Origin of the sequence: Microbacterium sp. KSW4-4, from assembly GCF_023091185.1 — a bacterium.
Lineage (GTDB): Bacteria > Actinomycetota > Actinomycetes > Actinomycetales > Microbacteriaceae > Microbacterium > Microbacterium paraoxydans.
Genome location: NZ_JAHWXJ010000002.1, coordinates 1145662 through 1171921, shown reverse-complemented (window position 1 = coordinate 1171921; position 26260 = coordinate 1145662). Strand labels below are relative to the sequence as shown.

Annotated in this window: 24 protein-coding genes and 1 riboswitch; of the genes, 2 read left to right on the top strand and 22 right to left on the bottom strand. The window is 69.1% G+C overall.

Annotated elements, in window-relative coordinates:
* Positions 1 to 72: 72 nt before the first annotated feature.
* The 6 genes from KZC57_RS15195 to KZC57_RS15170 all read right to left on the bottom strand — a co-directional run bounded on the left by KZC57_RS15195 (position 73) and on the right by KZC57_RS15170 (position 4477).
* Positions 73 to 1362, bottom strand: a complete 1290-nt coding sequence (locus KZC57_RS15195; RefSeq protein WP_217584969.1) for a citrate synthase — start codon at positions 1360 to 1362, stop codon at positions 73 to 75.
* 190 nt (positions 1363 to 1552) lie between these two features.
* The gene (gene dapC, locus KZC57_RS15190) at positions 1553 to 2665 is read right to left on the bottom strand and encodes a succinyldiaminopimelate transaminase (RefSeq protein ID WP_247642118.1); all 1113 of its coding nucleotides are present in this window, start codon (positions 2663 to 2665) and stop codon (positions 1553 to 1555) included.
* Between the two features lie 9 nt (positions 2666 to 2674).
* On the bottom strand, positions 2675 to 2995 hold the full coding sequence (gene fdxA, locus KZC57_RS15185; RefSeq protein ID WP_017203330.1) for a ferredoxin: 321 nt from the start codon (positions 2993 to 2995) through the stop codon (positions 2675 to 2677).
* Between the two features lie 9 nt (positions 2996 to 3004).
* Positions 3005 to 3415 carry a hypothetical protein gene (locus tag KZC57_RS15180; protein ID WP_060922743.1) on the bottom strand — a complete coding sequence of 137 codons (411 nt, stop codon included), beginning with the start codon at positions 3413 to 3415 and terminating at the stop codon, positions 3005 to 3007.
* A gap of 40 nt (positions 3416 to 3455) precedes the next feature.
* Complete coding sequence (locus KZC57_RS15175; RefSeq protein ID WP_060922742.1) at positions 3456 to 3770, bottom strand: AzlD domain-containing protein; 315 nt, start codon at positions 3768 to 3770, stop codon at positions 3456 to 3458.
* Positions 3767 to 4477, bottom strand: a complete 711-nt coding sequence (locus tag KZC57_RS15170) for an AzlC family ABC transporter permease (RefSeq protein ID WP_247642117.1) — start codon at positions 4475 to 4477, stop codon at positions 3767 to 3769. The genes KZC57_RS15175 and KZC57_RS15170 overlap by 4 nt, the downstream gene beginning before the upstream one ends.
* 96 nt (positions 4478 to 4573) lie before the next feature.
* On the opposite strand from KZC57_RS15170, the gene KZC57_RS15165 reads away from it, so the two are divergent.
* A complete protein-coding gene (locus KZC57_RS15165) occupies positions 4574 to 5122 on the top strand; it encodes a helix-turn-helix domain-containing protein (RefSeq protein ID WP_060922741.1) in 549 nt (182 codons plus the stop codon).
* 3 nt (positions 5123 to 5125) lie between these two features.
* Here KZC57_RS15165 and KZC57_RS15160 read toward each other — a convergent pair whose 3' ends face one another.
* The 4 genes from KZC57_RS15160 to typA all read right to left on the bottom strand — a co-directional run bounded on the left by KZC57_RS15160 (position 5126) and on the right by typA (position 10890).
* Complete coding sequence (locus KZC57_RS15160) at positions 5126 to 6751, bottom strand: MFS transporter (protein ID WP_247642116.1); 1626 nt, start codon at positions 6749 to 6751, stop codon at positions 5126 to 5128.
* On the bottom strand, positions 6748 to 7800 hold the full coding sequence (gene glsA, locus KZC57_RS15155) for a glutaminase A (protein WP_247642115.1): 1053 nt from the start codon (positions 7798 to 7800) through the stop codon (positions 6748 to 6750). The genes KZC57_RS15160 and glsA overlap by 4 nt, the downstream gene beginning before the upstream one ends.
* Positions 7801 to 7905: 105 nt before the next feature.
* Positions 7906 to 8790, bottom strand: coding sequence for a hypothetical protein (locus KZC57_RS15150; RefSeq protein ID WP_060922739.1), 885 nt, complete (start codon positions 8788 to 8790; stop codon positions 7906 to 7908).
* A gap of 186 nt (positions 8791 to 8976) precedes the next feature.
* The gene (gene typA / locus KZC57_RS15145; RefSeq protein WP_025102945.1) at positions 8977 to 10890 is read right to left on the bottom strand and encodes a translational GTPase TypA; all 1914 of its coding nucleotides are present in this window, start codon (positions 10888 to 10890) and stop codon (positions 8977 to 8979) included.
* Positions 10891 to 11018: 128 nt separating this feature from the next.
* Here typA and KZC57_RS15140 point away from each other — a divergent pair, with 128 nt between their 5' ends.
* On the top strand, positions 11019 to 11825 hold the full coding sequence (locus tag KZC57_RS15140; protein WP_199787708.1) for a CPBP family intramembrane glutamic endopeptidase: 807 nt from the start codon (positions 11019 to 11021) through the stop codon (positions 11823 to 11825).
* A gap of 7 nt (positions 11826 to 11832) precedes the next feature.
* Here the strand turns inward: KZC57_RS15140 and KZC57_RS15135 are convergent, their stop codons facing one another.
* From KZC57_RS15135 to KZC57_RS15080, 12 genes are all read right to left on the bottom strand, one after another.
* Positions 11833 to 12399 carry a PH domain-containing protein gene (locus KZC57_RS15135; RefSeq protein ID WP_247642114.1) on the bottom strand — a complete coding sequence of 189 codons (567 nt, stop codon included), beginning with the start codon at positions 12397 to 12399 and terminating at the stop codon, positions 11833 to 11835.
* Between the two features lies 1 nt (position 12400).
* Positions 12401 to 14074 carry an ABC transporter ATP-binding protein gene (locus KZC57_RS15130; protein WP_247642113.1) on the bottom strand — a complete coding sequence of 558 codons (1674 nt, stop codon included), beginning with the start codon at positions 14072 to 14074 and terminating at the stop codon, positions 12401 to 12403.
* Positions 14071 to 15015, bottom strand: a complete 945-nt coding sequence (locus KZC57_RS15125) for an ABC transporter permease (protein ID WP_060922737.1) — start codon at positions 15013 to 15015, stop codon at positions 14071 to 14073. Before KZC57_RS15125 ends, KZC57_RS15130 begins: the two co-directional genes overlap by 4 nt.
* Positions 15008 to 15934, bottom strand: a complete 927-nt coding sequence (locus KZC57_RS15120) for an ABC transporter permease (protein ID WP_105949510.1) — start codon at positions 15932 to 15934, stop codon at positions 15008 to 15010. The genes KZC57_RS15125 and KZC57_RS15120 overlap by 8 nt, the downstream gene beginning before the upstream one ends.
* 101 nt (positions 15935 to 16035) lie before the next feature.
* Positions 16036 to 17670: an ABC transporter substrate-binding protein gene (locus KZC57_RS15115; RefSeq protein WP_136050936.1), complete on the bottom strand. Its 1635-nt coding sequence runs from the start codon at positions 17668 to 17670 to the stop codon at positions 16036 to 16038.
* Between the two features lie 215 nt (positions 17671 to 17885).
* Positions 17886 to 20726, bottom strand: coding sequence for an aminomethyl-transferring glycine dehydrogenase (gcvP, locus tag KZC57_RS15110; protein ID WP_247642193.1), 2841 nt, complete (start codon positions 20724 to 20726; stop codon positions 17886 to 17888).
* 61 nt (positions 20727 to 20787) lie between these two features.
* Positions 20788 to 21165 (bottom strand): glycine cleavage system protein GcvH, encoded by a 378-nt coding sequence (gcvH, locus tag KZC57_RS15105; RefSeq protein WP_060923660.1) that lies wholly within the window; start codon positions 21163 to 21165, stop codon positions 20788 to 20790.
* Positions 21162 to 22277 carry a glycine cleavage system aminomethyltransferase GcvT gene (gene gcvT / locus KZC57_RS15100; protein ID WP_247642112.1) on the bottom strand — a complete coding sequence of 372 codons (1116 nt, stop codon included), beginning with the start codon at positions 22275 to 22277 and terminating at the stop codon, positions 21162 to 21164. Before gcvT ends, gcvH begins: the two co-directional genes overlap by 4 nt.
* Before the next feature lie 149 nt (positions 22278 to 22426).
* Positions 22427 to 22521: riboswitch (glycine riboswitch) on the bottom strand.
* A gap of 49 nt (positions 22522 to 22570) precedes the next feature.
* A complete protein-coding gene (locus KZC57_RS15095; protein WP_105949505.1) occupies positions 22571 to 23428 on the bottom strand; it encodes an ABC transporter ATP-binding protein in 858 nt (285 codons plus the stop codon).
* Positions 23425 to 24279 carry an ABC transporter ATP-binding protein gene (locus KZC57_RS15090; protein ID WP_060923231.1) on the bottom strand — a complete coding sequence of 285 codons (855 nt, stop codon included), beginning with the start codon at positions 24277 to 24279 and terminating at the stop codon, positions 23425 to 23427. The genes KZC57_RS15095 and KZC57_RS15090 overlap by 4 nt, the downstream gene beginning before the upstream one ends.
* The gene (locus KZC57_RS15085) at positions 24276 to 25256 is read right to left on the bottom strand and encodes an ABC transporter permease (RefSeq protein ID WP_247642111.1); all 981 of its coding nucleotides are present in this window, start codon (positions 25254 to 25256) and stop codon (positions 24276 to 24278) included. The genes KZC57_RS15090 and KZC57_RS15085 overlap by 4 nt, the downstream gene beginning before the upstream one ends.
* On the bottom strand, positions 25249 to 26244 hold the full coding sequence (locus tag KZC57_RS15080; protein ID WP_060923233.1) for an ABC transporter permease: 996 nt from the start codon (positions 26242 to 26244) through the stop codon (positions 25249 to 25251). Before KZC57_RS15080 ends, KZC57_RS15085 begins: the two co-directional genes overlap by 8 nt.
* Positions 26245 to 26260: the final 16 nt, after the last annotated feature.

Below are 26260 nucleotides of genomic sequence, written 5' to 3'. Positions count from 1 at the left end.
CTCGCGCCTGACGACGACGAAGGCCCCCTCGCACTCCGGTGCGAGGGGGCCTTCGGCGTCTGCGACGCGGCGTCAGCGCGTCGGGAAGGCGCGCTCCGGCGACCCGGTGTAGAGCTGCTGCGGACGGCCGATCTTCGTCTGCGGGTCGAGCTGGAGCTCGCGCCACTGGGCGAGCCAGCCGGGCAGGCGACCGATCGCGAACAGGACGGTGAACATGCGGGTGGGGAAGCCCATCGCCTTGTAGATCACGCCCGTGTAGAAGTCGACGTTCGGATACAGGCGCCGCTCACGGAAGTAGTCGTCCGCGAGGGCGATCTCCTCGAGCTCCTTCGCGAGGTCCAGGAGCGGGTCGGTGACGCCGAGCGAGTTCAGCACCTCGTCCGCGGCCTCCTTGACGAGCTTGGCGCGCGGGTCGTAGTTCTTGTAGACCCGGTGCCCGAAGCCCATGAGCTTCACGCCCTCTTCCTTGTTCTTCACCCGCTCGACGAACCGGGAGACGCTCTGGCCCGAGTCGCGGATCTGGCCGAGCATGGTCAGCACGGCCTCGTTCGCGCCGCCGTGCAGCGGGCCGGAGAGAGCCTGGATGCCGGCCGAGACGGAGGCGAACTGGTTGGCTCCCGTGGAGCCGACCAGGCGGACGGTGGAGGTCGAGGCGTTCTGCTCGTGGTCCTCGTGCAGGATGAGCAGCAGTTCGAGGGCCTTCACCATGGTCGGGTTGATCTCGTAAGGCTCGGAGTTCACGCCGAAGTTCAGCTTCAGGAAGTTCTCCACGAAGCCGAGCGAGTTGTCCGGGTAGAGGAACGCCTGGCCGACGCTCTTCTTGTGCGCGTAGGCGGCGATGACCGGAAGCTTGGCGAGCATGCGGATGGTGTTCAGCTCGACGTGCTCGGGGTTGTGCGGGTCGGTCTGGCCCTCGTAGTACGTCGACAGGGCCGCGACGGCGGAGGACAGCACCGACATGGGATGCGCGGTGTGCGGCAGCGCCGAGAAGAAGCGCTTGAGGTCCTCGTGCAGCAGCGTGTGGCGGCGGATCTTCTCGTCGAACTCCGCCAGCTCGCCGGCGGACGGCAGCTCGCCGTAGATGAGCAGCCACGCGACCTCGAGGTAGCTGGTGCTGCCGGCGAGCTGCTCGATCGGGTAGCCGCGGTAGCGCAGGATGCCCTTGTCTCCGTCGATGAACGTGATGTCCGACTTCGTGGAGGCGGTGTTGACGAAGCCGTAGTCGAGACCGGTGTAGCCGGTCTGACGGGTCAGCGTCGAGAAGTCGATACTGTCGTGGCCCGCGGTACCGCGCACCAGGGGGAATTCGGCGGTAGTCTCGCCGATCGTCAGCTTCGCCGTCTGGTCTGCCGCAGCGCTCACGCGGACCTCCTCCTTCTGTCTGATCGCCCCGGCGTCGCGGGCGTCAGCAAGTTCTTGATCAAGCCGGAACTGGCGATCTCTCGGGCGCCGAGCGCCTGGCCGGGTGCCGACCGAATCGCCTTTACAGCCTAGTCGTCGCACAGGCCTACTGTGACAACGGCCAAAGAGATCGGCGCAACAGGGAGGGTTCCTACAGAACCGCTCCGCGCAGGCGCTGAGCCGCCTCGGCCACGCGGTCGGTCGGCGCCGTGAGCGACAACCGCACGTGCTCGGGTGAGGAGGCACCGTAGAAGTGCCCGGGGCCCGCGAGGATCCCGAAGTCGGCGAGGCGCGCCATCGACTCCCAGGCGTCGCGTCCCTCGGTCGCCCAGAGGTACAGCCCCGCCTCCGAGCCGTCGATGCGGAAGCCGGCAGCCTCGACGGCGGGCAGCAGCAGCGCCCGCCGCTCACGGTAGAGCTCCTTCTGCGCCGCCACGTGTGCATCGTCCCCGAGGGCGACGATCATCGCCTGCTGCACCGGCGCGGGCGGCATGAGGCCGAGGTGCTTGCGTGCGGCGAGGAGCTCACCGACCACGCGGGCGCAGCCGGCGACGAAGGCCGCCCGATAACCCGCGAGGTTGGACTGCTTGCTCAGCGAGTACACGCTGAGCAGATTCGCCCGCGTGCCACCGGTCACCCTCGGGTCGAGCACCGACGGTATGGGCTCCTCGGTCCACGGACCGTCCCATCCCAGTTCGGCGTAGCACTCGTCGCTGGCCAGCACGGCCCTCAGCTCACGCGCCCGCTGCACAGCCACGGAGAGCTCGTCGACGGTCCACGTGCGACCGTCCGGGTTGCCCGGGGTGTTGATCCAGATGAGCCGCGCGCCCTCCGGCCATTCCGCCGGGTCGTCGGCCGCGACAGGCGTCGCCCCGGCGACCCGCGCGCCGACGTCGTACGTCGGGTAGGCGACGCGGGGGTGCACCACGATGTCTCCGGCACCGAGACCCAGCAGCGTGGGCAGCAGCGCGACGAGCTCCTTGGAGCCGATCGTCGGCAGCACGTTGTCGACCCGGAGGTCCGGGACGCCGCGGCGGCGGGCGTACCAGTCGACGATCGCCTCCCGGAGCGCGGGGGTGCCGACGGTCTGCGGATAGGCGTGGGCGTCGGTCGCCTCGGCGAGGGCCTGACGGACGATCTCCGGCGTGGGATCGACCGGCGAGCCGACGGAGAGATCGACGAGCCCGCCAGGGTGCCGGGCGGCGCGCTCGCGATACGGGACCACGGCGTCCCATGGGTAGTCGGCGAGGTCGCGGACGCTCACGGAGCGGGCCTACTCGCCCTGCGGCGGGAGCGCGGCGATGATCGGGTGGTCGAACGGGTAGACGCCGACCTTGGCGGCGCCGCCGGGCGAGCCGATCTCGTCGAAGAACTCGACGTTGGCCTTGTAGTAGTCCTGCCACTCGTCTGGGAGGTCGTCCTCGTAGTAGATCGCTTCGACGGGGCACACCGGCTCGCACGCTCCGCAGTCCACGCACTCATCCGGGTGGATGTAGAGCGACCGTTCGCCCTCGTAGATGCAGTCAACGGGGCACTCGTCGATGCAGGCGCGATCCTTGACATCGACGCACGGGAGGGCGATCACATACGTCACCCCCTCAGTCTACGACCCGTGGACCTCGGGTTCCTCCGAGGACGGCGTGGCGGGGCGGACCGGCTGCCGGGAGAACGACGGCCACGCGATGACGAGCAGCACGATGCCGGCGGCGAGATAGGTCCAGATGCGCCCGGCGAGGGTGTCCTGCACGACGACGGAGCCACCGGGACCGACGCCCGAGATGAGCACGATCATGCCCAGCATCCCGAGTCCGGCGGCGACGGCGGCGCCCCGGTCATGGGTGAGCGCCCGCACGGCGATGAGGATCGCGGCGCAGGCGATGGCGGCGACGATCAGGCCGATCGGGATCGGCCCCCACATGACGCTGTGCGCGATGGTCCCGGCCACGCCGTAGACCCCACCCACCAGGGCAGCAGCCACCCAGGACAGCACCCTCGACAACCACTTCCCGCGCACCCCCCGATCCTACCCGGGCGCTGTCCGGCGAAACGACGTGTCAGGCGGCGAGACCCCCCAGCCGCAGCAGCGCGGCGACGAGGGCGGCGGCTGCGACCACCACGAGGAACGACTGCCGCAGCCAGAGGAGTCCCGCCGCGACGAGCAGGGCGGGGACACGCGCGTCGACGGTGATGGCCTGCCCGTCGCCGAGCGACTGCACCGCGACGAGGGCGGCGAGCAGCGCGACGGTGAGGAGATCGGAGATACGGGCGGGGCGCGGGGCTTCGAGCACCTTCGGCGGCACGAGGTAGCCCACGGCCTTCAGTGCGAGGCAGATCAGGGCGGCGAGGAGGATGGCGCTCCAGAGACTCATGCGCCGACCTCCCCGTCGCCGACCTCTGCAGCTCGCGGTGTCTCCAGCCAGTTGAACCACCCGACGACGATCGCGACGAGCGCGGCGACCAGCACGGGGAGTCCCGGCAGGAGGAACGGGGTCAGGGCGGCCGCGATCACGGCCGCGGCGATCCCGACGGCGACCGCCTGCCGCCGGCGCAGTCGCGGCCACAGCAGGGCGAGGAACGCTGCGGCCGCCGCGGCATCCAGGCCCCACGCCTTCGGGTCGCCGAGCACGTCGCCGACCAGCGCGCCGATGAGAGTGGTGAGGTTCCAGCCCAGGAAGATGCCGACCCCGGTGACCCAGAAGCCCACCCGGCGCAGGCGCGGATCGTCCTGCGCGATCGCCACCGCAGTGGACTCGTCGATGGTGAAGTGCGCGGCGACGGCCCGTCGCGCCGGTCCCCCGCCGACGACCGGCGACATGCGCATGCCGTAGGCGACGTTGCGCACGCCGAGGAGGGCGGCCGACGCGATCGCCGACGGCAGCGCGGCCAAGCCGCCGGCGGCGAAGACGCCCACGAAGGCGAACTGGGATCCGCCGGTGAACATGAGGACGCTGAGCACGCACGCCTGCCACACGTCGAGGCCCGCGGCCACGGCGAGCGCACCGAAGGAGATGCCATAGGCACTCGTGGCGAGCACGACGCCGAGGGCCTCGCGCCACACCTCACGTTCAGCGGTCATCGACAGCCATCCGTTCGCTTCACTGAACACACGATCATCATTCTGAACATGGCGCTCGGCATAGTCAAGCGAACGATCGTTTGCCATGATGAACGCATGGAGGATCTCCGCACCCGCATCGCCCGCACGCTCCGCCGCGAGCGCGAGACGGCGAACCTATCCGTCTCGGAGCTCGCCCGCCGGGCCGGCATCTCCAAGGCCACGGTCTCCCAGCTCGAGAGCGGCGCAGGCAATCCGAGCGTGGAGACGCTGTGGGCGCTGGGCGTCGCGCTCGGTGTCCCGTTCGCGGTGCTCGTCGACCAGCAGGCCAACGCCCCCACCCTCATCCGCGCCGACGACCTCGCGGGGGTGCCCTCCTCTGCCGCCGCCTACAGCGCCACGCTCCTCTCGGCGAGCCCTCCTGGCGCCCGGCGCGACGTGTACCTCATCCAGGCGGAGCCCGGCGACCCCCGCCGCTCGGACCCCCACCATGCGGGCACGATCGAGCACGTGATCCTCATCGCCGGGCAGGCGCGGGTCGGCCCGCCCGAGGATGCCGTGGTGCTGAACCCGGGCGACTACCTGACGTATGCCGGCGACGCGGCGCACGTGTTCGAGGCCATCGCGCCCGGGACGAGCGCCGTGCTCATCTCCGAGCTCCGCTGAGGATCACTCCCCCGGCCCGGCCGGCGAGGGATCCGGGATCTCGTGCGGACGGTAGTTCGGCAGGCGCGACGCCGGCAGGATCGCGAGCGCGCTCACCGCGGCGAGGATCAGCAGGCCGAGCTTGAGCGTGCGCAGGCGCGACTCCTCGTTCACGGCGACCGCGGCGTCGACCTGTTCCGGCGTCGCGTCCGTGGTGTCCAGGACCGCACGCAGCTCGTCGTTGCTGACGAAGTTCACCTCGTTCAGGTCGACCTGCGACACCAGCGACGGCGGCAGTTCCGGATGCTCCACGACCGCCCGTCCGACGTTGAGCGCGAGCAGCGAGACCAGCAGCGCCCCGGCGAGTGCCGTCCCGACCGCGGAGGCGAGGTTCTGCGTGGTGCCGCGCAACGATCCCACGTCGCCGGCGAGCTCCGGCGGCGCCGCGGTCACGAGCACGTTGAACACCAGCGTGACGAGGGCTCCCTGGCCGATGCCGAACACGATGAGTCCGGCGATGGTCGGCACCGTCTCCCAGTTGTTGGTCACGACGACCGAGAGCCAGACCAGCGCCGCCGTGGTGAGGATGAACCCGAAGACGCCGATCGTGCGCGGCGGGTAGCGCGTGTAGAACCGGACGACGAGCGTCGCCGTCACGAACACCGTGAGGTTGAACGGCATCATCGCGAGGGCGGTGTCGAACGGCGTCCGCCCCTGGACGATCTGGATGTACAGCGGCACCGTGAAGTTCACGCAGGCTTCCAGCGCCACGACGATGAACATGGCGTACACCGCGGCGCGCTCCCGGGACGACCCCAGCACGCTCAGGTCGATGAGCGGCACCTTCCCCTCGGCCATCCGCCGCCGGGTCCACAGGAAGAACCCCTGGCCCAGGATGATCCCCGACACGATGAAGATCGGTGCCGGCGAGAGCCCGAGGATGGAGAACGGGGCGGACGGCGCCGCCGCGAGCGCTCCCCAGCTGTTGAGGTTGTTGAACCCGAGGGTGAGCAGCACGATCGCCGCTCCGATGAGGAGGGCCGCGACGAGATCGATGCGGATCGCCGCATCGCCGCGGTCGCCGCGCAGCGTGAAGCTCAGGGCGAAGACCGCGACGGCGATCGCCAGCACGATGACGAAGAGCGGACGCCACCCGACGAGCGTCCCGAGCGTCCCTCCGATGAGGAAGGCGCTGACACCGGAGATCGCGCGCGCCGAGCCGATCGCGCCGATCGCCGTGGCCTGCTGCGCGCCCCGGTAGTTCTCGGCGATCAGGGCCACGATCGAGGGGACGATGATCGCGGCGGCCGCTCCCGCCACGGCCTGTCCGGCGATGGCCCACCAGACGGTCGGGGCGAGGAGCATCATCACGGCCGACCCCGCGAAGAGCGCGACGACGACGCGGAAGATCAGCACCCAGCCGACGCGCTGCCCGAGCTTGGCCCCGGTCATCACGAGCGCCGCGACGGCGAGGCCGTACATCACGATCGTCGTGCTCGCGACGGTCGGCGGGACGCCGAAGTCGCTCACCATGCCGCCGAGCGAGATCGGCAGCGCCGCGACGTTGAAGGACATGAGCACCTGTGCGAGGAACAGGCTGACCATCGGCAGCCAGGACGTCTTCGCGGGGGCGGGGGCCGTGCGGGTCATGAGCGCTCTCCTTCCAAGGCTGACGAGACACGCGCATCGTCGGAATGCGCGGGCGCGGGCGCGGAGGCGAAGAGGTTCAGCCCCAGCGACCGCGACAGGTGGCCGATCGCCATCTGCGACCGGATCGAGTTGCCTGCCTCGTCCAGCCGGGGCGAGAAGCCGGCGACGGCGCCCTTGCCGGGAGAGACCGCGACGAGGCCGCCCGAGACGCCCGACTTGGCCGGCAGCCCGATCTCGAACAGCCAGTCCCCGGACCGCTCGTACAGCCCGCTCGCCGCGACGACGGCGAGCGTGTCACGGCAGACGTCCGCGGAGACCACCCGCTCCCCCGTCACGGGATTGACCCCGCCGTCGGCGAGCGTGGCCCCCATGACGGCGAGGTCGTGCGCGGTCACGCTGAGCGCGCACTGACGGGTGTAGACGTCGACGATGTCGTCCGGATCGCCGGCCAGTCGTCCGTAGCTGCGCAGCAGCCATCCGAGTGCGCGGTTGCGCTCGTTCGACCCGGCCTCGGAGGCGTAGACCTCGCCGTCCAGGCTCAGCGGTCGTCCGGCGAACGCGGACAGCCCCTCGCGGACGCGCTCCCACTGCTCCACCGCCGTGGCGCCGGGCATCAGCGCCGTGGTCGCGATCGCCCCGGCGTTGACCATCGGGTTGCGCGGATGCCCGTCGTTGAGCTCCAGCGCCACGACCGAGTTGAAGGCGAGGCCGGTGTTGTTCACGCCCACGATCTCGCGGACCCGCTCGTGGCCGTGCTCCTGGATCGCCAGCGCGTAGACGAACATCTTGGAGATCGACTGGATGGAGAAAGCGTGCAGGGCGTCTCCGGCGTCGTGGATGCCGCCGCCCACCTCGATCACCGCGAGCCCGAACAGCTCCGGATCGACCGCGGCGAGGACGGGGATGTAATCCGCCACCTCTCCGGACACCTCGTCCGCGTACCGGGCGTGCGCCTCCCGCACGAGCTCGTCCACCCGCTCCCATCCGGGAAGCGTGCCCGTGGAGACCTCCTGCGGAACGTCGAGCCAGACGGTGGGGTCGAGCACCATTCCTCCTCGGAAATCGCGACGCCCCCAGCCGTCTCCCTGTCACGGTAGCGTCCGTGTCGGGTGACGGCTAGGGGCAATCGTTCGCGAGGGGGCCCGCTCTGCGGCTCAGTACCAGTTCATGGCCTGGGAGTGTCCCCAGGCGCTGCACGGGGTGCCGTAGGCGTCGGCGATGTACTGCAGGCCCCAGGCGATCTGGGTGGCGGCGTTCGTCTGCCAGTCGGCACCCGCCGAGGCCATCTTGCTGCCGGGCAGCGCCTGCGGGATGCCGGTCGCTCCCCCGTCGTTGTTGTACGCCTGGTAGTTCCAGCCGGACTCCTTGTTCCACAGCGAGTTCAGGCAGGAGAACTGGTCGCCACCCCAGCCGTAGCGGTCGGCCATCATCTGCTGTGCGGTGGCCCGAGCCCCGTCCGGCGTGTTCGCGGAGGCGAGCGCGGCCGCTGCGGCCGCCGCCTTCTCCTCGGCGGCGCGCGCAGCGTCCTCTGCCGCCTTCTTCTCCTGCGCGGCGGTGTAGGCCTGCTGGAGCTCTGCCGTCGCGGTCACGACCTTGTCGGTCTCCGCCTCGGCCTGCTCGGTCGTCACGGTGATGAGGACCAGCGGGAGGGTGGATCGGTCGGCGAGGGTCTCCAGGTCGTCCTCGAGAGCGGTGGTGTCCACGGACGCCGCCGCGCCCACGTCGAGGCCCGACTCGGCGACCTCCGTGGACAGGCTCTTCGCCGCGGCGACCGCATCGGTCGCGTTCGAGACCGTCATGACGGCCTGATCGGCGATACGGGTGAGGGGCTCGGTGCCGAGGTCGTGGCTCGTGACGGCGGAGGTGGCGTCGGAGCGCTCCGCTCCGGCCGCCGGGGCGGAGGCGAGGCCCACGCTGAGGGTGATGCCGACGAGCGCGGCCGTGGCGGCGCCGAGGGCGATGAGGGGTGTACGGGTGACGGTGGCGCGAGCGGCTGCCGCGTCGGAGGCGCGCCGAAGCGCACGGGTCTTCTGAAGCAAGGCTTTGACTTTCGGGTCGTCGTACGCCCATATCGGGGACTCATCGGGAGCTCGCCCCGGGCGCAAGTCAACGAGTCTGCGTCATCAACCTGAACGAAAACTAGCCCTCACCTGGGATTTTCATGAGAGAGGGCCCCACGCGGCCAGGCGGCGGCGTGGGGCCCTCTCGAAAGGAGTGCGGCGCGATCAGGCGTTCGCGTCCTGACGCTTGAGACGCGAGGCCTCGCGACCGCGGACGGTCTGGTCGAGGATCACCTTGCGGATGCGGACCTTCTCCGGAGTCACCTCGACGCATTCGTCGTCGCGCGCGAACTCCAGGCTCTCCTCCAGCGTGAGGATGCGCGGCGGCGTCATCGACTCGAAGTTGTCGGCCGTGGAGGAGCGCATGTTGGTGAGCTTCTTCTCCTTGGTGATGTTGACGTCCATGTCGTCGGCGCGCGAGTTCTCGCCGATGACCATGCCCTCGTAGACCTCTTCGGTCGGCTGCACGAAGAACGACATGCGCTCCTGGAGCGCGATCATCGCGAAGGGGGTGACGACACCCGAGCGGTCGGCCACGATCGAGCCGTTCTGGCGCGTGGTGATCTGCCCCGCCCACGGCTCGTAGCCGTGCGAGATCGCGTTGGCGATACCCGTGCCGCGGGTGGTCGTGAGGAACTCGCTGCGGAAGCCGATGAGACCACGCGAGGGCACGACGAACTCCATGCGTACCCAGCCGGTGCCGTGGTTGGTCATGTTCTCCATGCGGCCCTTGCGGTTCGCGAGGAGCTGGGTGATCGCGCCGAGGTGCTCCTCCGGCGTGTCGATGGTCAGGTGCTCGAACGGCTCGTAGACCTTGCCGTCGATCTTCTTGGTGACCACCTGCGGCTTGCCGACCGTGAGCTCGAAGCCCTCGCGGCGCATGTTCTCGACGAGGATCGCGAGGGCCAGCTCACCGCGACCCTGCACCTCCCAGGCGTCGGGACGCCCGATGTCGACGACCTTGAGCGACACGTTGCCGATGAGCTCGCGGTCGAGGCGGTCCTTCACCATGCGTGCGGTGAGCTTGTGCCCCTTGACCTTGCCCATGAGCGGCGAGGTGTTGGTGCCGATCGTCATGGAGATCGCGGGGTCGTCGACCGTGATGGCCGGCAGCGGACGGATGTCCTCGGGGTCGGCGATGGTCTCGCCGATCGTGATGTCCTCGAAGCCGGCGATGGCGACGATGTCGCCGGGGCCGGCGGATTCGGCCGGGTAGCGCTCCAGGGCGCGGGTCTTCAGCAGCTCGGTGATCCGGGCGTTGCTGGTCGAGCCGTCGGAGCGGACCCAGGCGACCGTCTGGCCCTTCTTGAGCGTGCCGTTGAAGACGCGCAGCAGGGCGAGGCGACCGAGGAAGGGGCTGGAGTCCAGGTTCGTGACCCAGGCCTGCAGCGGGGCCTCGTCGTCGTAGGCCGGGGCCGGGACGTGCTCGAGGATGGCCTCGAACAGCGGCTCGAGGTCGTCGTTGTCGGGCAGCGAGCCGTCGGCGGGACGGTTCTGCGACGCGGCGCCGGCGCGGCCGGAGGCGTAGACCACGGGCACGTCGAGCAGCGCGTCGACGTCGAGATCGGGCACGTCGTCGACGAGGTCGGAGGCCAGACCCAGCAGGAGGTCGTGCGCCTCCTCCTCGACCTCGGCGATCCGGGCGTCCGGACGGTCGGTCTTGTTGACCAGGAGGATGACGGGGAGCTTGGCCTCGAGCGCCTTGCGCAGCACGAAGCGGGTCTGCGGCAGCGGGCCCTCGCTCGCGTCCACGAGCAGCACGACGCCGTCGACCATCGACAGGCCGCGCTCGACCTCGCCGCCGAAGTCGGCGTGGCCGGGGGTGTCGATCACGTTGATCGTGATCTCCTTGCCGCCGGCGTGCTTGCCCTTGTAGGTGATCGCCGTGTTCTTGGCGAGGATCGTGATGCCCTTCTCGCGCTCCAGATCGTTGGAGTCCATCGCGCGCTCCTCCACGTGCGAGTGTTCGCCGAAGGAGCCCGTCTGGCGGAGCATCGCGTCGACGAGCGTGGTCTTGCCGTGGTCGACGTGGGCGACGATTGCGACGTTGCGGAGGTCAGAGCGGAGGGCGTGCGCCATACAAGGGTCCTCAAAGAGTGTGGGGTTGCGCCGGGAAGCCGACGTTCCAGGATAACGTACGCGCGGATCGGGTTCCTGAACGCACGTCGTACCATCGTCCCGTGAGCCTCCCCGACCCGACTCCCCCGGTGCCGCAGACGCCGTCGACCGCGCCCATCCGGCGCGACGAGCCGCGTGAGGGTCGAGCGCGCCTGTGGTGGGAGATCGCCATCGTGCTCGCCCTGGGTCTGGGCCAGTCCGCGATCTACGCGATCGTGCAGCTCGCCTATCGGCTCACGGACGACACGCCCCTCGCGGATCAGACCGCCACCCTCAACCCCTCCCGCAGCGACCGGGAGGTGTTCGACCTCATCTATCAGGTGCTGTCCATCGGCTTCGCCCTGGTACCGGTGCTCCTCGTCTGCTTCCTGCTGTGGCAGCGCCGTCGCCCGCACCTGGAGCGCCTCGGCCTCGACGGTACCCGCGTGGCCGGCGACGTCGGCCGGGGCGTGCTCCTCGTCCTCGCGATCGGCGTGCCGGGCCTGGCGCTCTACCTCGGCGGCCGGGCGCTCGGACTGTTCGTGGCCGTGAACCCCGCGGGTCTGGACGCGCACTGGTGGACCGTGCCGATCCTCCTGCTCGCCGCCGCACGCGCGTCGCTCCAGGAGGAGTTCGTCGTGCTCGGATACCTGTTCGCCCGCCTGCGGGAGCTCGGGTGGTCGCCGTGGACGATCATCGTCTCGACGTCGGTGCTCCGTGCGACGTACCACCTCTATCAGGGGCCCGGTGCCTTCATCGGCAACCTCGCGATGGGACTGCTCTTCGGGTGGCTCTACCACCGCACCGGTCGGCTGCTGCCGTTCCTGGTGGCGCACTTCCTCATCGACGCGGCGGCGTTCGTCGGCTATCCCTGGGCCGCGGCGACCTGGCCCGCCCTGTTCGGTCTTCCCGGCTGAGGCGCGCTCAGCCGAGGTTGACGACGACGAGCGCCGCGACGGCCCACAGCACGATGACGGCGAGGGCGATGAGGGCCGGGCCGTCCCAACTGCGTCGGATCGGCGCGTCCGCCGTCGCAGGCGCCGCGCTCCACAGATCGCGGATGCTCGTGAGCACCCGGAGCGCCGACGGCACCTTCGGCTCCGCGTCCTCATCGCGGGAGCGACGAGGCGGACGCGCTTTGGCCGGTCCGCCCCAACAGCTCAGGGTGCGGCCGTCGTCCAGCGTGAACTCGAGCTGCCAGCGCATGTCGATGTCCTGCACACGCGCCCAGCCGAAGGTCGTGCGACGCAGCAGGTTCTGCACCACGGCCCCGTCCTGATCCACGCGGACGAAGGAGACGAAAGCGGTCTCGTACACGATACACAGACCGAGCAGCAGCCAGGGCGCCACGAGAAGCGCCTGCACGATGCTGCCGTTGACGACGGTGTCCCCGAGCAGGAACAGCACCAACAGGATGCTGAGGACGAAGACGACGGTGCCCGAGGGCGCACGGTAGGTCCGTGCGCCCTCGGGGTGTGCGGGAGATGCCACCTCAGCGGCCGCCGAGCGGGATCGAGGCACCGGGGATCGCCTGCAGCAGACGATCCGTGTACTCCTCCTGCGGGTTCGCGAAGATCTCGTCGACCGTCCCCTGCTCGACGACCTTGCCCTTCTCCATGACGCAGACCAGGTCGCTGGAGACCCGGACGACCGCGAGGTCGTGCGTGATGAAGAGATAGGTGAGGTCGAGCTCGGACTGCAGGTCGGCGAGGAGCTTCAGGATCTGGTCCTGCACGAGCACGTCGAGCGCCGACACCGCCTCATCGAGGACGATGATGTCGGGCTTGAGCGCCAGCGCACGCGCGATCGCGACACGCTGACGCTGTCCGCCGGAGAGCTCGTTCGGATAGCGCGTGGCCAGCGCCTGCGGCAGGGCGACCTGCTCCAGGAGCTCTTCCACGCGAGCCCGATGCGAGTCCCGGTCGCCGACCCCGTGGATCTGCAGCGGCTCCGCGATGGTGTTGCCGATGTTCCGCAGCGGATCCAGGGACCCGTAGGGGTCCTGGAACACCGGCTGCATGCGCCGGCGGAGTCCGAAGGACTGCGCGTTCGACAGGTGGGACACGTCCTGCCCGTCGATCTCGATCGTCCCGCTCGTCGGCTCCTCCAGCTTGAGCACCATCTTGGCGACCGTGGATTTCCCGGAGCCCGACTCGCCGACGAGGGCCAGCGTCTTTCCGCGCGGGATCTCGAACGACACGTCGTCCACCGCCCGGAACGCCTCGCTGCGGAAGTTGCCCTGCCGGATCTTGTAGTCCTTGGTCAGGCCGGCCACGCGGACCGTCGGCGGGATGTCAGCCAGGTCGTCGAGCGTCTCGATGCCCCGGTCTTCCACGACCGCCTGGATCCGCTGCGAGGCAACGCTGGGCGCCGCGGCGACCAGTCGCTTCGTGTACGGGTGCTGCGGGTTCTCCAGGATCTGCCGGCTGGGGCCCGCCTCGACGATGTTGCCGCCGTTCATGACGATGATCTTCTCGGCGCGTTCGGCCGCGAGTCCCAGGTCGTGCGTGATCAGCAGCACCGAGGTGCCCTTGTCGCGCGTAAGCGACGCCATGTGGTCGAGGATGACCCGCTGCACCGTCACGTCGAGAGCCGAGGTCGGCTCGTCGGCGATGAGGAGCTTCGGATCGGCCGCGAGGCCGATCCCGATCAGCGCCCGCTGGCGCATTCCGCCGGAGAACTGGTGCGGATACTGGTGCAGGCGACGCTCGGCATCCGCCAGCCCGGCCTGCTGCAGTACCTCGATCGTCCGCGCCTTCGCCGCGGCGCGCCCCTGGGCGACGCCGTTCGCGCGGACGGCCTCCTTCACCTGGAAGCCGATGCTCCACACGGGGTTCAGGCTCGACATCGGGTCCTGCGGGACGAAGCCGATGTCTCGACCGCGCACCGCCTCCATGTCGCGCCGGCTCAGCCCGGTCAGCGGGCGTCCCTCCAGCGTGATGGACCCGCCCGTGATCGTTCCCGTGCCCGGAAGCAGGTCGACGATGGCGGTCGCCGTGGTCGACTTGCCCGAGCCTGACTCGCCGACGATGGCGACCGTCTCACCGGGCATCACATCGAACGTGATCCCGTGCAGGACCTCGCGCATCCCGCCCTGGGTGCGGAACGCGACGGTGAGGTCGCGCACGCTCAGCAGCGGCATCTGTGGGGTGGTGCGGTCGCTCATCGGCGAGCCCTCGCCTTCGGGTCGAGGGCGTCTCGGATGAGCTCGCCCAGGGTGACGAACGCGAGCACCGCGAGGGTGAGCGCGAGCGCCGGATAGATGAGGGACATCGGAGCGACGCGGAGCGAAGCCTGTGCCCTGGCGATGTCATTACCCCACGACATGACCTCGCTGCCGAGCCCGACCCCGAGGAACGACAATGTCGACTCCGCGACGATCGCCGCCGCCAGGCCGAGCGTCGACACGACCAGCAGAGGTGCGATCGCGTTCGGAACGACATGGCTAAGGAGCACTCGGAACTTCGATTGCCCCAGTGCCCGAGAGGCCATGACGAAGTCCGCCTGCCGCACGCGGAGGATCTCCGCCCTGACGACTCGCGCCGTCGAGGCCCACGCGAACCCGCCGATGGCGAGAGCCAGCGTCCAGACCGAGCGCGCGTCCTTCAGCACCGTCATCACGACCACGGCGGCGAGGATGTAGGGGATCGCGAAGAAGATGTCGCCGACGCGGGACAGGACCGAGTCCAGCCAGCCGCCGTAGAAACCTGCCAGGGCTCCCATGATCAGTCCGAGGATCGAGGAGATCACGGTGGCGATGAGGCCCACCGCCAGCGAAGTCTGCGATCCCCACACGATCCGCGCGTAGATGTCGCACCCTTGGAATGTGAATCCGAGCGGGTGGCCTTCCGTCGGGCCTCCGTTGCTGTTGGAGAGCTGGCAGTCGCTGTTCGGCGGGGTCGACGTGAACAGCGTCGGCCAGAGGGCCATGAGAAGGAACACCAACGCCAAAACCACCGAGAACCAGAAGAGCGGACGGCGGCGCACGTCGCGCCACGCATCGCGCCAGAGATTGCTCGGCTTGTCGGAAATTCGGACGGCATCGACGTTGATGGACTCCGTCTCGACAGGGGCTACGAAGTGTTTCTGGGTCGTGGGATCAGACATATCGAATCCTTGGGTCGAGCAGACCATAGAGCAGGTCGATGAGCAGGTTCACCAAGACGTACAGGATGACGAAGACCGTGACGAACGAGACGACCGTCGGGCCCTCCCCCCGTCGGATCGCTTCGAAGAGGGTGTTGCCGACACCCGGCACGTTGAAGATGCCCTCCGTGACGGTGGCCCCCACGAGAAGGACGCCGAAGTTGGTGGCCGAGTTGGTGATGACGGGAATGAGGGAGTTTCGCAGCACGTGGACGGGGAGCACGCGATTCCGCGAGAGCCCCTTGCCGTACGCAGTACGCACCCAGTCCTGATTGAGGGTGTCGATGACGGAGCTCCGCATCAGCCGCATACTCACGGCGTAGAGGCTGAACCCGAGCACGAGGGCAGGGAGCCAGAGTCCGCCCCAGTCGTTGTCCGCTCCGACCGTGGGCTTGAACCACCCGAGTCGGATGGCGAGGAAGTACTGTGCCAGGAAGGCGACCACGAAGATCGGGATGGCGATCGCGACGAGCGCCACCATGAGGGAGACGTTGTCGAAGAACTTGCCCTTCCGCAGAGCGGAGATCGTGCCGATGACGATGGCGAGCACGAACTCGATTCCGATGGCCATGACGGCCAGGCGTCCCGTCACGGGCAAGGTCGCCGCCAGGACCGTCGACACCGGACGACCGGAGTAGGTCGTCCCGAGGTCGCCCTGGAACACCCCGGTGATGTAGTACCAGTACTGGACGAGGAACGGGTCGTTCAGGTGGTACTGCTCACGGAGCTGCTCGATGACAGCCGGATTCGGGGTCTTGTCGCCGAAGAGGGCGAGAATGGGGTCGCCGGGCATGGCGAACACCAGGAAATAGATGAGCAGGGTGGCTCCGAAGAAGACCGGGATCACCTGCAGAAGACGTCTCAGAATGTAACCGAGCATCCGCTTGTCCCTTCTCTGAGGGGCAAAGAAAGCGAGCCGAACACAGCCTGTGAGGCGGTGACGAAGATCGCCACCGCCTCACAGGTGAAGTGCCGTCAGACTTACTCGCCGGCCTTCGTGATCTCGTAGTAGAGCGGAACCGAGTTCCAGCCGAACGTCACGTTGTCGACGTTCTCGCTGTAACCACCGGTCACGTTCGAGTACCAGAGCGGGATCGCCGGAAGATCCTTGAACAGGACTTCCTGAGCCTTGGTGAAGTCCTCGAGCTGAGCGTCCGGGTCAGGGTTGCTGATACCGGCCTTGATGAGCTCATCGAACTCCGGGCTCGTGTAGTCGCCGTCGTTAGAGCTGGCGCCGGTCGCGTAGAGCGGGCCGAGGAAGTTGTACAGACCCGGGTAGTCCGCCTGCCAGCCGGAGCGCGCCGCCGTGGTGATGGTGCGGTCGTTCACCTTGGTGCGCAGGTCCTGGAAGGTCGGGTACGGGTCGCCGGACGCCTCGATACCGAGCGTGTTCTTGATGCTGTTGCTGACCGCATCGACCCACGCGTCGTGTCCGCCGTCGGCGTTGTAGGCGATCTTGAAGTCACCCTCCCACGGCGAGATGGCGTCGGCCTCTGCCCAGAGTTCCTTCGCCTTCTCCGGGTCGTAGTCCAGAACCTCGTTGCCGGGTACGTCCTCCGACCAGCCTGCGATCACCGGCGACGTGAAGTCGGCAGCCGGGGTGCGCGTTCCCGAGAAGATCGTCTCGGTGATCTCTTCCCGGTTGATGGCCATCGAGATCGCCTGACGACGCAGCTTGCCCTCTTCGCCGCTGAAGTGCGGGAGGAACTGGCCGATCGTGAAGGACTGGAAGACGGCGGAAGGCTGGTTCACCGCGCGGTCGCCGAGCTCGTCGGTGAACACCGGAAGCGAGTTGGTCGGGATCGCATCGATCACGTCGACCTCGTTTCCGAGGAGGTCAGCGTACGCGGACTCCTGGGTCGCGTAGAACTTGATGGTCAGGCCGCCGTTCTTCGCCTGGCGTCCACCCTCGTAGTCGTCGTTGCGGACCAGGTCGATCTGCACGTCGTGCTGCCAGGCGTCGTCACCGTCGATCATGTACGGGCCGTTGCCGATGGGGTTCTGTCCGAAGGCGTCCATGTCCTCGAACGCGACATCGGGCAGCGGGTAGTACGCCGAGTACCCCAGGCGCAGAGCGAAGTCCGAGGCGGGCTTGTTCAGCGCGATGGTGAACGTGTAGTCGTCGACCTGCTCGAGACCGGTGAGCTCGGTGTCCTCCTCGTAGCTGAAGCCCTCGATGTCCTCGAAGAAGTAGCCGGACAGGTGGGCGTTCGATGCCTTCGCACCCTCGTTCCACGCCTTGATGAAGTTGTCGGCCGTGACCTCCTCACCATTGGTGAAGGTCTGCCCCTTCTTCAGCTTGATCGTGAGGTGCTGAGGGTCGTCGGTGACGATCTCCTCGGCCATGTCGTTGACCGGCTTGCCCTCGGCGTCGTAGTAGACGAGTCCGGCGAAAATCTCGTCGAGGATCTTGCCGCCGCCGACCTCGTTGGTGTTGGTCGGGATGAGCGGGTTCTCCGGCTCGGAGCCGTTCGTGGTGATGATGGCGTCGGCATCCGCGTTCGCGTCGCTTCCTCCGTCACCCGTGTTGCCGCCGCCGCTGGCGCAGCCTGCCAGGGTCAGGGCGCCGATCACGAACAGTGCGCTGCCCGCGAGGGCGATCTTGTTGCGCTTCACTTTTGTCCTCCTGTGGACGTGGGAATTCTGCGCTGCTCATCATCGAGCGCGCAGGGATACCTGAGCGTAACCCGGGGGTCGCGAGTCCAGGACGTTCGGCTAACGAACTGTTACTGAGTGGTGACCATCTGTCACATGACGGAAACATGGCGTAACGCGAACGGCGCCGCGCCGCCGGGAGGCGGGCGCGACGCCGTTCGTCGTGCGGGTCCGTGTCAGGCGAAGGCCTCGATCGGCGGGCAGGCGCAGACGAGGTTGCGGTCGCCGTAGGCCTGGTCGATCCGGCGGACCGGCGGCCAGTACTTCGCCGCCACCAGCGAGCGCACCGGGTAGGCGGCCTCCTCGCGGGTGTAGGCGTGTGCCCACTCCCCCGCGATGAGCGAGACGGCGGTGTGCGGGGCGTGCACGAGCGGGTTGTCATCCGCGGGCCAGCGCCCCGCGGCGACGGCGTCCGCCTCGGCCTTGATCATGATCATGGCCTCGATGAACCGCTCGATCTCGTCGAGGTCCTCCGACTCGGTGGGCTCCACCATGAGGGTGCCCGCGACCGGGAACGACATGGTCGGCGCGTGGAACCCGTAGTCGATCAGGCGCTTGGCGACGTCGTCGACGGAGATGCCGGTGGCCTCCTTGAGCGGACGCAGGTCGAGGATGCACTCGTGCGCGACCCGTCCGTTCTCCCCCGTGTACAGCACCGGGAAGTGCCCGCCGAGGCGCTCGGCGATGTAGTTCGCCGAGAGGACCGCCGCGGCGGTCGCGCGCCGGAGGCCCTCGGCACCCATCATGCGCACGTACGCCCACGAGATCGGGAGGATGCCCGCAGAGCCGTACGGGGCCGCGGAGATCACCGCGCCCTCGAACGTGTGGCCGCCGAAGTGCTCGGCGCGCTGCGCGAGCGGGTGCGACGGCAGGTACGGCGCGAGGTGCGCCTTCGCCGCGACCGGACCGATGCCCGGGCCGCCGCCGCCGTGCGGGATGGCGAAGGTCTTGTGCAGGTTGAGGTGCGAGACGTCGCCGCCGAGGTCGCCGAATCGCGCGTAGCCGAGGAGTGCGTTGAGGTTCGCGCCGTCGACGTACACCTGACCGCCGGCCGCGTGCACCGCCCCGGTGATCTCCACGACCTGCTCCTCGTAGACGCCGTGCGTGGACGGGTACGTGATCATCAGCGCCGCCAGGTCGTCAGCGTGCTGGGCGATCTTCGCGCGGAGGTCGTCCAGGTCGACGTTGCCGAGCGCGTCGCTCGCCACCACGACGACCTTCATGCCGGCGAGCACAGCGGAGGCCGCGTTCGTGCCGTGGGCGGAGGACGGGATGAGGCACACGATGCGGTGGTCGTCGCCGTTCGCGCGGTGGTAGCCGCGGATCGCGAGGAGGCCCGCCAGCTCCCCCTGCGAGCCGGCGTTCGGCTGCAGCGACACCGCGTCGTACCCGGTGATCTCGGCGAGCCAGCCCTCGAGCTGATCGATGAGCTCCAGGTAGCCGCGGACGTCGGCCTCCGGGGCGAACGGGTGGATTCCCGCGAACTCCGGCCACGTGATGGCGGCCATCTCCGTGGCGGCGTTGAGCTTCATCGTGCACGAGCCGAGCGGGATCATGCCGCGGTCGAGGGCGTAGTCCCGGTCGGACAGGCTCTTCAGATACCGCATCATGGCGGTCTCGCTGCGGTGGCTGTGGAACACCGGGTGCGTGAGGTACTCGTCTTCGCGGCGGAGGGCGTCCGGCAGCGCGTCCGCGTCGCCGAGGCCGAAGCCGAAGGCGCGCTCCTGCTTCCCGCCGAAGACCTGCGCGACCTGGTGCAGCTCGGCCACCGTGGTCGTCTCGTCGACCGCGATGCCGATCGTGTCGGCGTCGGCGACCCGCAGGAGGATGCCGTAGCCGCCTCGCGCCTGGTCGGCGTACTCCGCCGCCCGGCCCGGGACGCGCACGGTCAGCGTGTCGAAGAAGTGCTCATGGACGACCTCGGCGCCGGCCTCGACGAGCCAGTCGCGCAGCAGGGCCGCCTTGGCGGCGACGTCGCGGGCGATCTCGCGAAGCCCGTCCGGGCCGTGATAGACCGCGTACATCGACGCCATCACGGCGAGGAGCACCTGGGCGGTGCAGATGTTCGACGTCGCCTTCTCGCGGCGGATGTGCTGCTCGCGGGTCTGCAGCGAGAGGCGGTAGGCCGGCTTGCCCTCGGCGTCGACGGACACGCCGACGAGGCGTCCGGGCAGCTGCCGCTCCAGGCCTGCGCGCACGGCCATGTAGCCGGCGTGCGGGCCGCCGAAGCCCATCGGCACGCCGAAGCGCTGCGTCGTGCCCACGGCCACGTCGGCCCCGAGGGTGCCGGGCGCGTTGAGGAGCGTCAGCGCGAGCAGGTCGGCGGCCGCGACGGCGAGCGCGCCGGCGACGTGCGCGGCGTCGAACACCGCGGACGGATCCCATACGCGGCCCGAAGCCCCCGGATACTGCACGAAAACGCCGAAGAGCTCGGCGGGGAGCTCCTCCCCCGCCGCGAAGTCGACCGTGACGAGCTCGATGCCGAGCGCCTCGGCCCGGGACGCGAGCATGGCCTTCGTCTGCGGCAGCGCATCCGCGTCCACCGCGAAGACGTTCGAGGAGGTCTTCGAGGCCCGGCGCGCGAGCAGCATCGCCTCCACGACCGCGGTGGACTCGTCGAGCATCGACGCGTTCGCGGTGGTGAGGCCGGTGAGCTCGGACACCATCGTCTGGAAGTTGATCAGCGCTTCGAGGCGCCCCTGCGAGATCTCGGGCTGGTACGGCGTGTAGGCCGTGTACCAGGACGGGTTCTCGAGGACGTTGCGCTGGATGACCTGCGGCGTGACGGTGCCGTAGTATCCGAGGCCGATCATCGAGCGGTTCACCGTGTTCCGCGCGGCGAGGGAACGCAGCTCGGCCAGCGCCTCCGTCTCCGACGCGGCGACCGGGATGCGGGAGTCGGCGACCGCGTCCTCCGGTCCCGTGTAGATCGAGGCGGGGACGGCCTGACGCATGAGTTCCTCGACCGGGCTCAGCGTCCCGCTGTCGACGGAGCCGAGACCCAGCGCGTCGAGCATCGTGCGCTGGGCGGCCTCGGTCGGTCCGATGTGACGATCGGCGAATGCAACCACTTCCGGATCAGCCCTCCGTGAGTGCGACGTAGGCGTCGCGGTCCAGCAGTCCGTCCAGCGCGCCGGCAGCGACGGACACCTTGAGCAGCCAGCCGCCCTCGAACGGCTCGGCGTTGACGAGCGAGGGGTCGTCGACGACGGCGTCGTTGATCTCGACGACCGTGCCGGCGACCGGGGCGTAGAGCTCCCCGACCGACTTGGTGGACTCGATCTCGCCGACGACGGAGCCGGCGGTCAGCTCGGTACCGACGGCGGGGAGCTCGACGAAGACGACATCCCCCAGCTTCTCGGCGGCGTAGTCGGTGATGCCGATCGTCACGGTGTCGCCGTCACCGGCGATCCATTCGTGCTCGTCGGTGTAGCGGAGTGCGCTGAGGTCGGTCATTTTGTCCTCCGGTAGAAAGGCAGGGCGGTCACGGTCGCGGGGATACGGGTCCCCCGCACATCAAGGAATACTGCGGTTCCCTCTCCCGCGGAAGAAGGGTCGACGTACGCCATCGCGATGGGATGGCCGAGCGTCGGGCTCAGGGCGCCGCTGGTGATCTCTCCGATCGGGGTGCCGTCGGCGTCGACGACCGCGTAGCCGGCGCGGCCGGCGCGTCGTCCTTCGGCCGTCAGTCCGACGAGGATGCGGGCATCGTCGGCGGGCGCCGGAGCGTCCTTGCCGACGAAACGGTCCTTCGCGACGACCACGACCCGGCCGAGGCCGGCCTGGGCGGGTGCGGTGTCGAGGCTGAGCTCGTGGCCGTACAGCGGCATGCCCGCCTCCAGGCGGAGGGTGTCGCGCGCGGCGAGGCCGGCGGGGACGAGCCCGTGCGGCGCGCCGGCGTCGAGGACGGCGTCCCACAGCGCGGTCGCGTGGGCGGCCGGGACGAGGAGCTCGAAGCCGTCCTCCCCGGTGTAGCCGGTGCGGGCGAGGAGCAGCGGCTCCCCGGCGAACGACGCGGTCGCCCACGCGTAGTACTTCTGCTCCGCCCAGGAGACGCTGACGTCGGCGATGCCCGCCGTCGCGGCGAGGATCTCCTCGGCCCGCGGGCCCTGCACGGCGATCAGCGCGTAGTCGTCCGAGACGTCGGCGACCTCCACGGGGCCCGCGTCCGCGTCCGCGACCCGCGCGGTGAGTGCCTGACGCACCGCGTCGCGGTTGCCCGCGTTGGAGATGATGAGGAAGTCGTCGTCGGCCAGGCGGTAGACGATCACATCGTCGACGATGCCGCCCTCGGGCGTCAGCAGCAGGGAGTACTTCGCCTTGCCGACCGCGAGCGCCGACAGCCGCCCGGCGAGGGCGTAGTCGAGGAAGGCCGCCGCGCCGGTGCCGCGGACCGTGAACTCGGCCATGTGCGAGATGTCGAAGATGCCCGCCGCCTGGCGCACCGCGTGGTGCTCGGCGAGGTCGGACGTGTAGCGAACAGGCATCTGCCAGCCGCCGAAATCGGTGAAGGAAGCGCCGAGCGCCTCATGGCGCTCGCGCAACGGGGTGTAGCGGGGGTCGGACATGGAGTTCTCCCGGGCTGGGTCGGGCGGGACGACGACGTCGTCCCTGGGAACTCCCCCTCTGTCATGGGCCTGAGAGCTTCGCCCGCGCGAGCGCTGGGCTTTCACCGTCGGCGGATCCCCCGGTGCTCGGGATCGCTTTTCAGAGCGGCCGGACCTCCGCGGTACGCGTACCTGAGAGATTGGCGGGGAGGCTTGCTCCTTCGGTGCCCGGCTGCGTGCGCCGGGGCTCTCCCGCGTCGGTCGTTCGGCCTGTCTTCGATTGTGGATTCAGTCTAGCGGTCTCCCCCGCCCGCTCAGGAGCCCAGCGCGAGCTCCGCTCTGACCTCGTCACGGAGCCTGCCGAGGTTCTCCGGTTCGGGGGCCGCCGCCAGAAGCGTCCTGGTGTACTCGTGCTGCGGGTTCAGGATCACCTCGTCGGCCGTTCCCCGCTCCACGACGTCGCCCTGGAAGAGGACCATGATGTCGTCGGAGAAGTGCCGCGCGGTCGCGAGGTCGTGCGTGATGTAGAGGACGCCGAGGTTCTCCTCGCGCTGCAGCTCGGCGAGCAGGTTGAGCACGCCGAGCCGGATCGACACGTCGAGCATCGACACCGGCTCGTCGGCCACGATGAACCGGGCGCCGGGGGCCAGGGCCCGCGCGATCGCCACACGCTGCCGCTGTCCGCCGGAGAGCTCGTGCGGGCGCCGTTCGGCGAAGCTCTCGCCCGGAGTGAGCCGCACGCGCTCCAGCAGCTCGATCGCCCGCGCCCGCACCTCGCGGCTGTCGAGCTTGGGGTGGTGCAACCGGATCGGACGCTCCAGGTGGTGCACGATCGTGTGGAACGGGTTGAGTGAGGCGAACGGGTCCTGGAAGACCATCTGCACGTCCGACCGGTAGCGCTCGAGGGCCGACCCCCGCGTGCCGGACTCCTCGCCGTCGAGGAGGATGCTTCCCGAGGTCGGCGTCTCCAGCTTCATCAGCATCCGGGCGATGGTCGACTTGCCCGACCCGGACTCGCCGACGAGCGCCGTGGTCCGCCCGGCCTCCAGCGTGAACGACACGTCCTTCACCGCGTGCAGCACGCTGGTGCGGAACCCCGAGCGCAGGTGGAAGTCCTTCACGAGGTTCCTCGCCTCGAGGGTGCCGCCGCGCCTCGTCCCGTCCACGCTCATCGGATGACCTCCTGGTTGACGCTGCCACTGCGGACGAAGTCGCCCCGCTCGCCCGTGAGGGACGGGAAGCTCGACAGCAGCCGCTGGGTGTACTCGTGCTGCGGGTTGCGGTAGATCTCGGCCGCGGTGCCCTGCTCGACGATCCGGCCCTGCAGCATGACCGCGATGCGGTCGCTGATCTCGATCAGCATGGGCAGATCGTGCGTGATGAAGATGACGGCGAAGCCGAGCTTCTCGCGCAGGCGCATGATCTCCCGGATGATGCCGCGCTGCACGACCACGTCGAGCGCCGTGGTGGGCTCGTCCATGATCATGACCTGCGGGTCGAGCGCGAGCGCCATCGCGATCATCATGCGCTGGCGCATGCCGCCGGAGAGCTCGTGCGGGAAGCTCGTCAGCCGGCCGGGGTCGACGCCGACGAGCGTGAGCAGCTCCTCCGCGCGCTCCTGCTTGGCCTTCTTCGACATTCCGGGGCGGTGGGTGTCGAAGATGTCGAAGATCTGCGCGCGGACCGAGATGACGGGGTTGAGGGAGTTCATCGCCCCCTGGAAGACCATCGAGATCTTGTCCCAGCGGAAAGCGCGCAGCCCGTCCCCGTCGAGTCCGACGACGTCGATGTCGTGGCCGTCGCGGTCGTGGAACACGATCTCGCCGTCGGTCATCAGCGCCGGCGCCTTGAGCAGCCGGTTCATCCCGTACGCGAGGGTCGTCTTGCCGCAGCCCGACTCCCCCGCGAGTCCGAGGATCTCGCCGCGGTGGAGCGTCAGCGAGACGTCGCGGACGGCTTTGACGGGCGGGTCGACCTCGTACTCGATCGAGACGTTCCTGGCGGTGAGCACGGCGTCGCTCATGCGGTGACCCCCTTCTCCTTCGCGACCTTGCGCAGACGACGGGCCGCATCGGGCGCGTTGCGCAGCTTCGGGTTGATGACCTCGTCGATGGCGAAGTTGATCAGCGCGAGTCCCGCGCCGAGGATCGCGATCATGATGCCCGGCGGCACGAACCACCACCAGGCACCGCGACCGAGGGCCTGACCGGACTGGGCGTCGTTGAGGATCGAGCCCCAGGTGATCGAGGAGTTCGGACCGAGACCGAGATACGACAGCCCCGCCTCGCCGAGGATGGCGAAGATGATCGCGAAGAGGAACTGCGCGGTCAGCAGCGGGAGCAGGTTCGGCATGATCTCGACGAGGATCACCCGGAGGGACTTCTCCCCCGCCACCTTCGACGCGTACACGTAATCGCGGGTGCGGAGCGAGCGGGTCTGCAGCCGCAGCACGTACGCCGCTCCGGCCCAGGAGGTGATGCCCAGGACGAAGGCCACGAGCTGCCAGCTGCGCTGCGGCACGAACGACGCGATCACCATGACCAGCGGCAGTCCGGGGATCACGATCATGACGTTCGTCAGGAGAGCGAGGACGTCCTCCCGCCAGCCGCCGAGGTACCCGGCCAGGACACCGAAGAGGAGCGAGAGCACGATGGCGATGCCGCCGGCCGTGACGCCGATGAGCAGCGACCCCTGCGCCCCGACGGCGAGCTGAGCGAGCACGTCGTTGCCGAGCTTGGTCGTGCCCAGCCAGTGCTCCGCCGAGGGCGCGGCGAGGGCGGGGTTGTCGGTGCTGCGCGGGTTCTGCGTGAAGAACGGCGCGATGATCGCGAAGAGCACGATGGCGAGCACGAGGACGGACCCGACGATGAACTTCGGCGACGTGCTGGGCAGGATCCGGCGGCGCCGGCGCTCCTGACGCTGCGTGGCCAGGGCGACGGTGCCCTCGGGGGCGACGGTGGGAGGCTCCTCCACGAGGAGCGGGTTCTTCGTGTCAGACATTCTGGCGAGCCCTCGGGTCGATGAAGCCATAGACGAGGTCCATGAAGAAGTTGGCGACGAGCACCGTGAGGGTGATCACGAGGAACAGTCCCTGCATCAGCGCGTAGTCGTTGTTGGTGACGGCCTGGAACATGAGCTTGCCGACGCCCGGGTAGGTGAAAACCTGCTCCATGACGATGGAGCCGGCCACGACGAACCCGAGGGTGATCGAGAAGCCCGCGATCGACGGGATGGCCGCGTTGCGGGCCGCGTACGTCGTCATGATGCGCCGCGGCCGCAGTCCCTTGGCCTCAGCGGTGAGGACGTAGTCCTCGGCGAGCGTGGAGACCATCATGTTGCGCATGCCGAACATCCAGCCCCCCACGGAGCTGATCACGATCGTGATCGCGGGAAGGAGCGAGTGCGCCACGGCGTCGGTGAAGAACGCCCACGTCGGTTCCGGGCCCTCCGGGAAGTCGAAGACGTCGTAGCCGCCGAACATCGGGAACCAGCCGAGCCCGACCGCGAAGACGGCGATCAGGACGAGCGCGAGCCAGAAGTACGGGATGGACTGCAGCACGGTGGTTGCCGGGATCAGGTGGTCGACCCAGGTACCGCGCTTCCACCCGGCCCAGGCGCCGAGCACGACGCCGAGCAGGAAGGAGATGACCGTCGCGGTGCCGACGAGCACCAGCGTCCAGGGCAGGGCGCCGGCGATCAGCTCGGCCACCGGGGTGGGGAACTTGGTCACCGACACCCCGAGATCGCCGCGGAGCATGCGTCCCCAGTAGGCGAGGTACTGCTCCCAGAGGGACGCATCGTCGCCGCCGAGCAGGAGCTTGATGTTGCGGATGGTGGTCTCGGAGACCTCTCCGCCGGCCCGCTGCATCTTGGCGATCATGATGTCGGCGGGATCCCCCGGCATGAGCCGGGGAAGCAGGAAGTTGATGGAGATCGCAGCCCACAGCGTGAACGCGTAGAACCCGATCCTTCGTGCATAGAACTTCATGTCACTCGTCCTGACT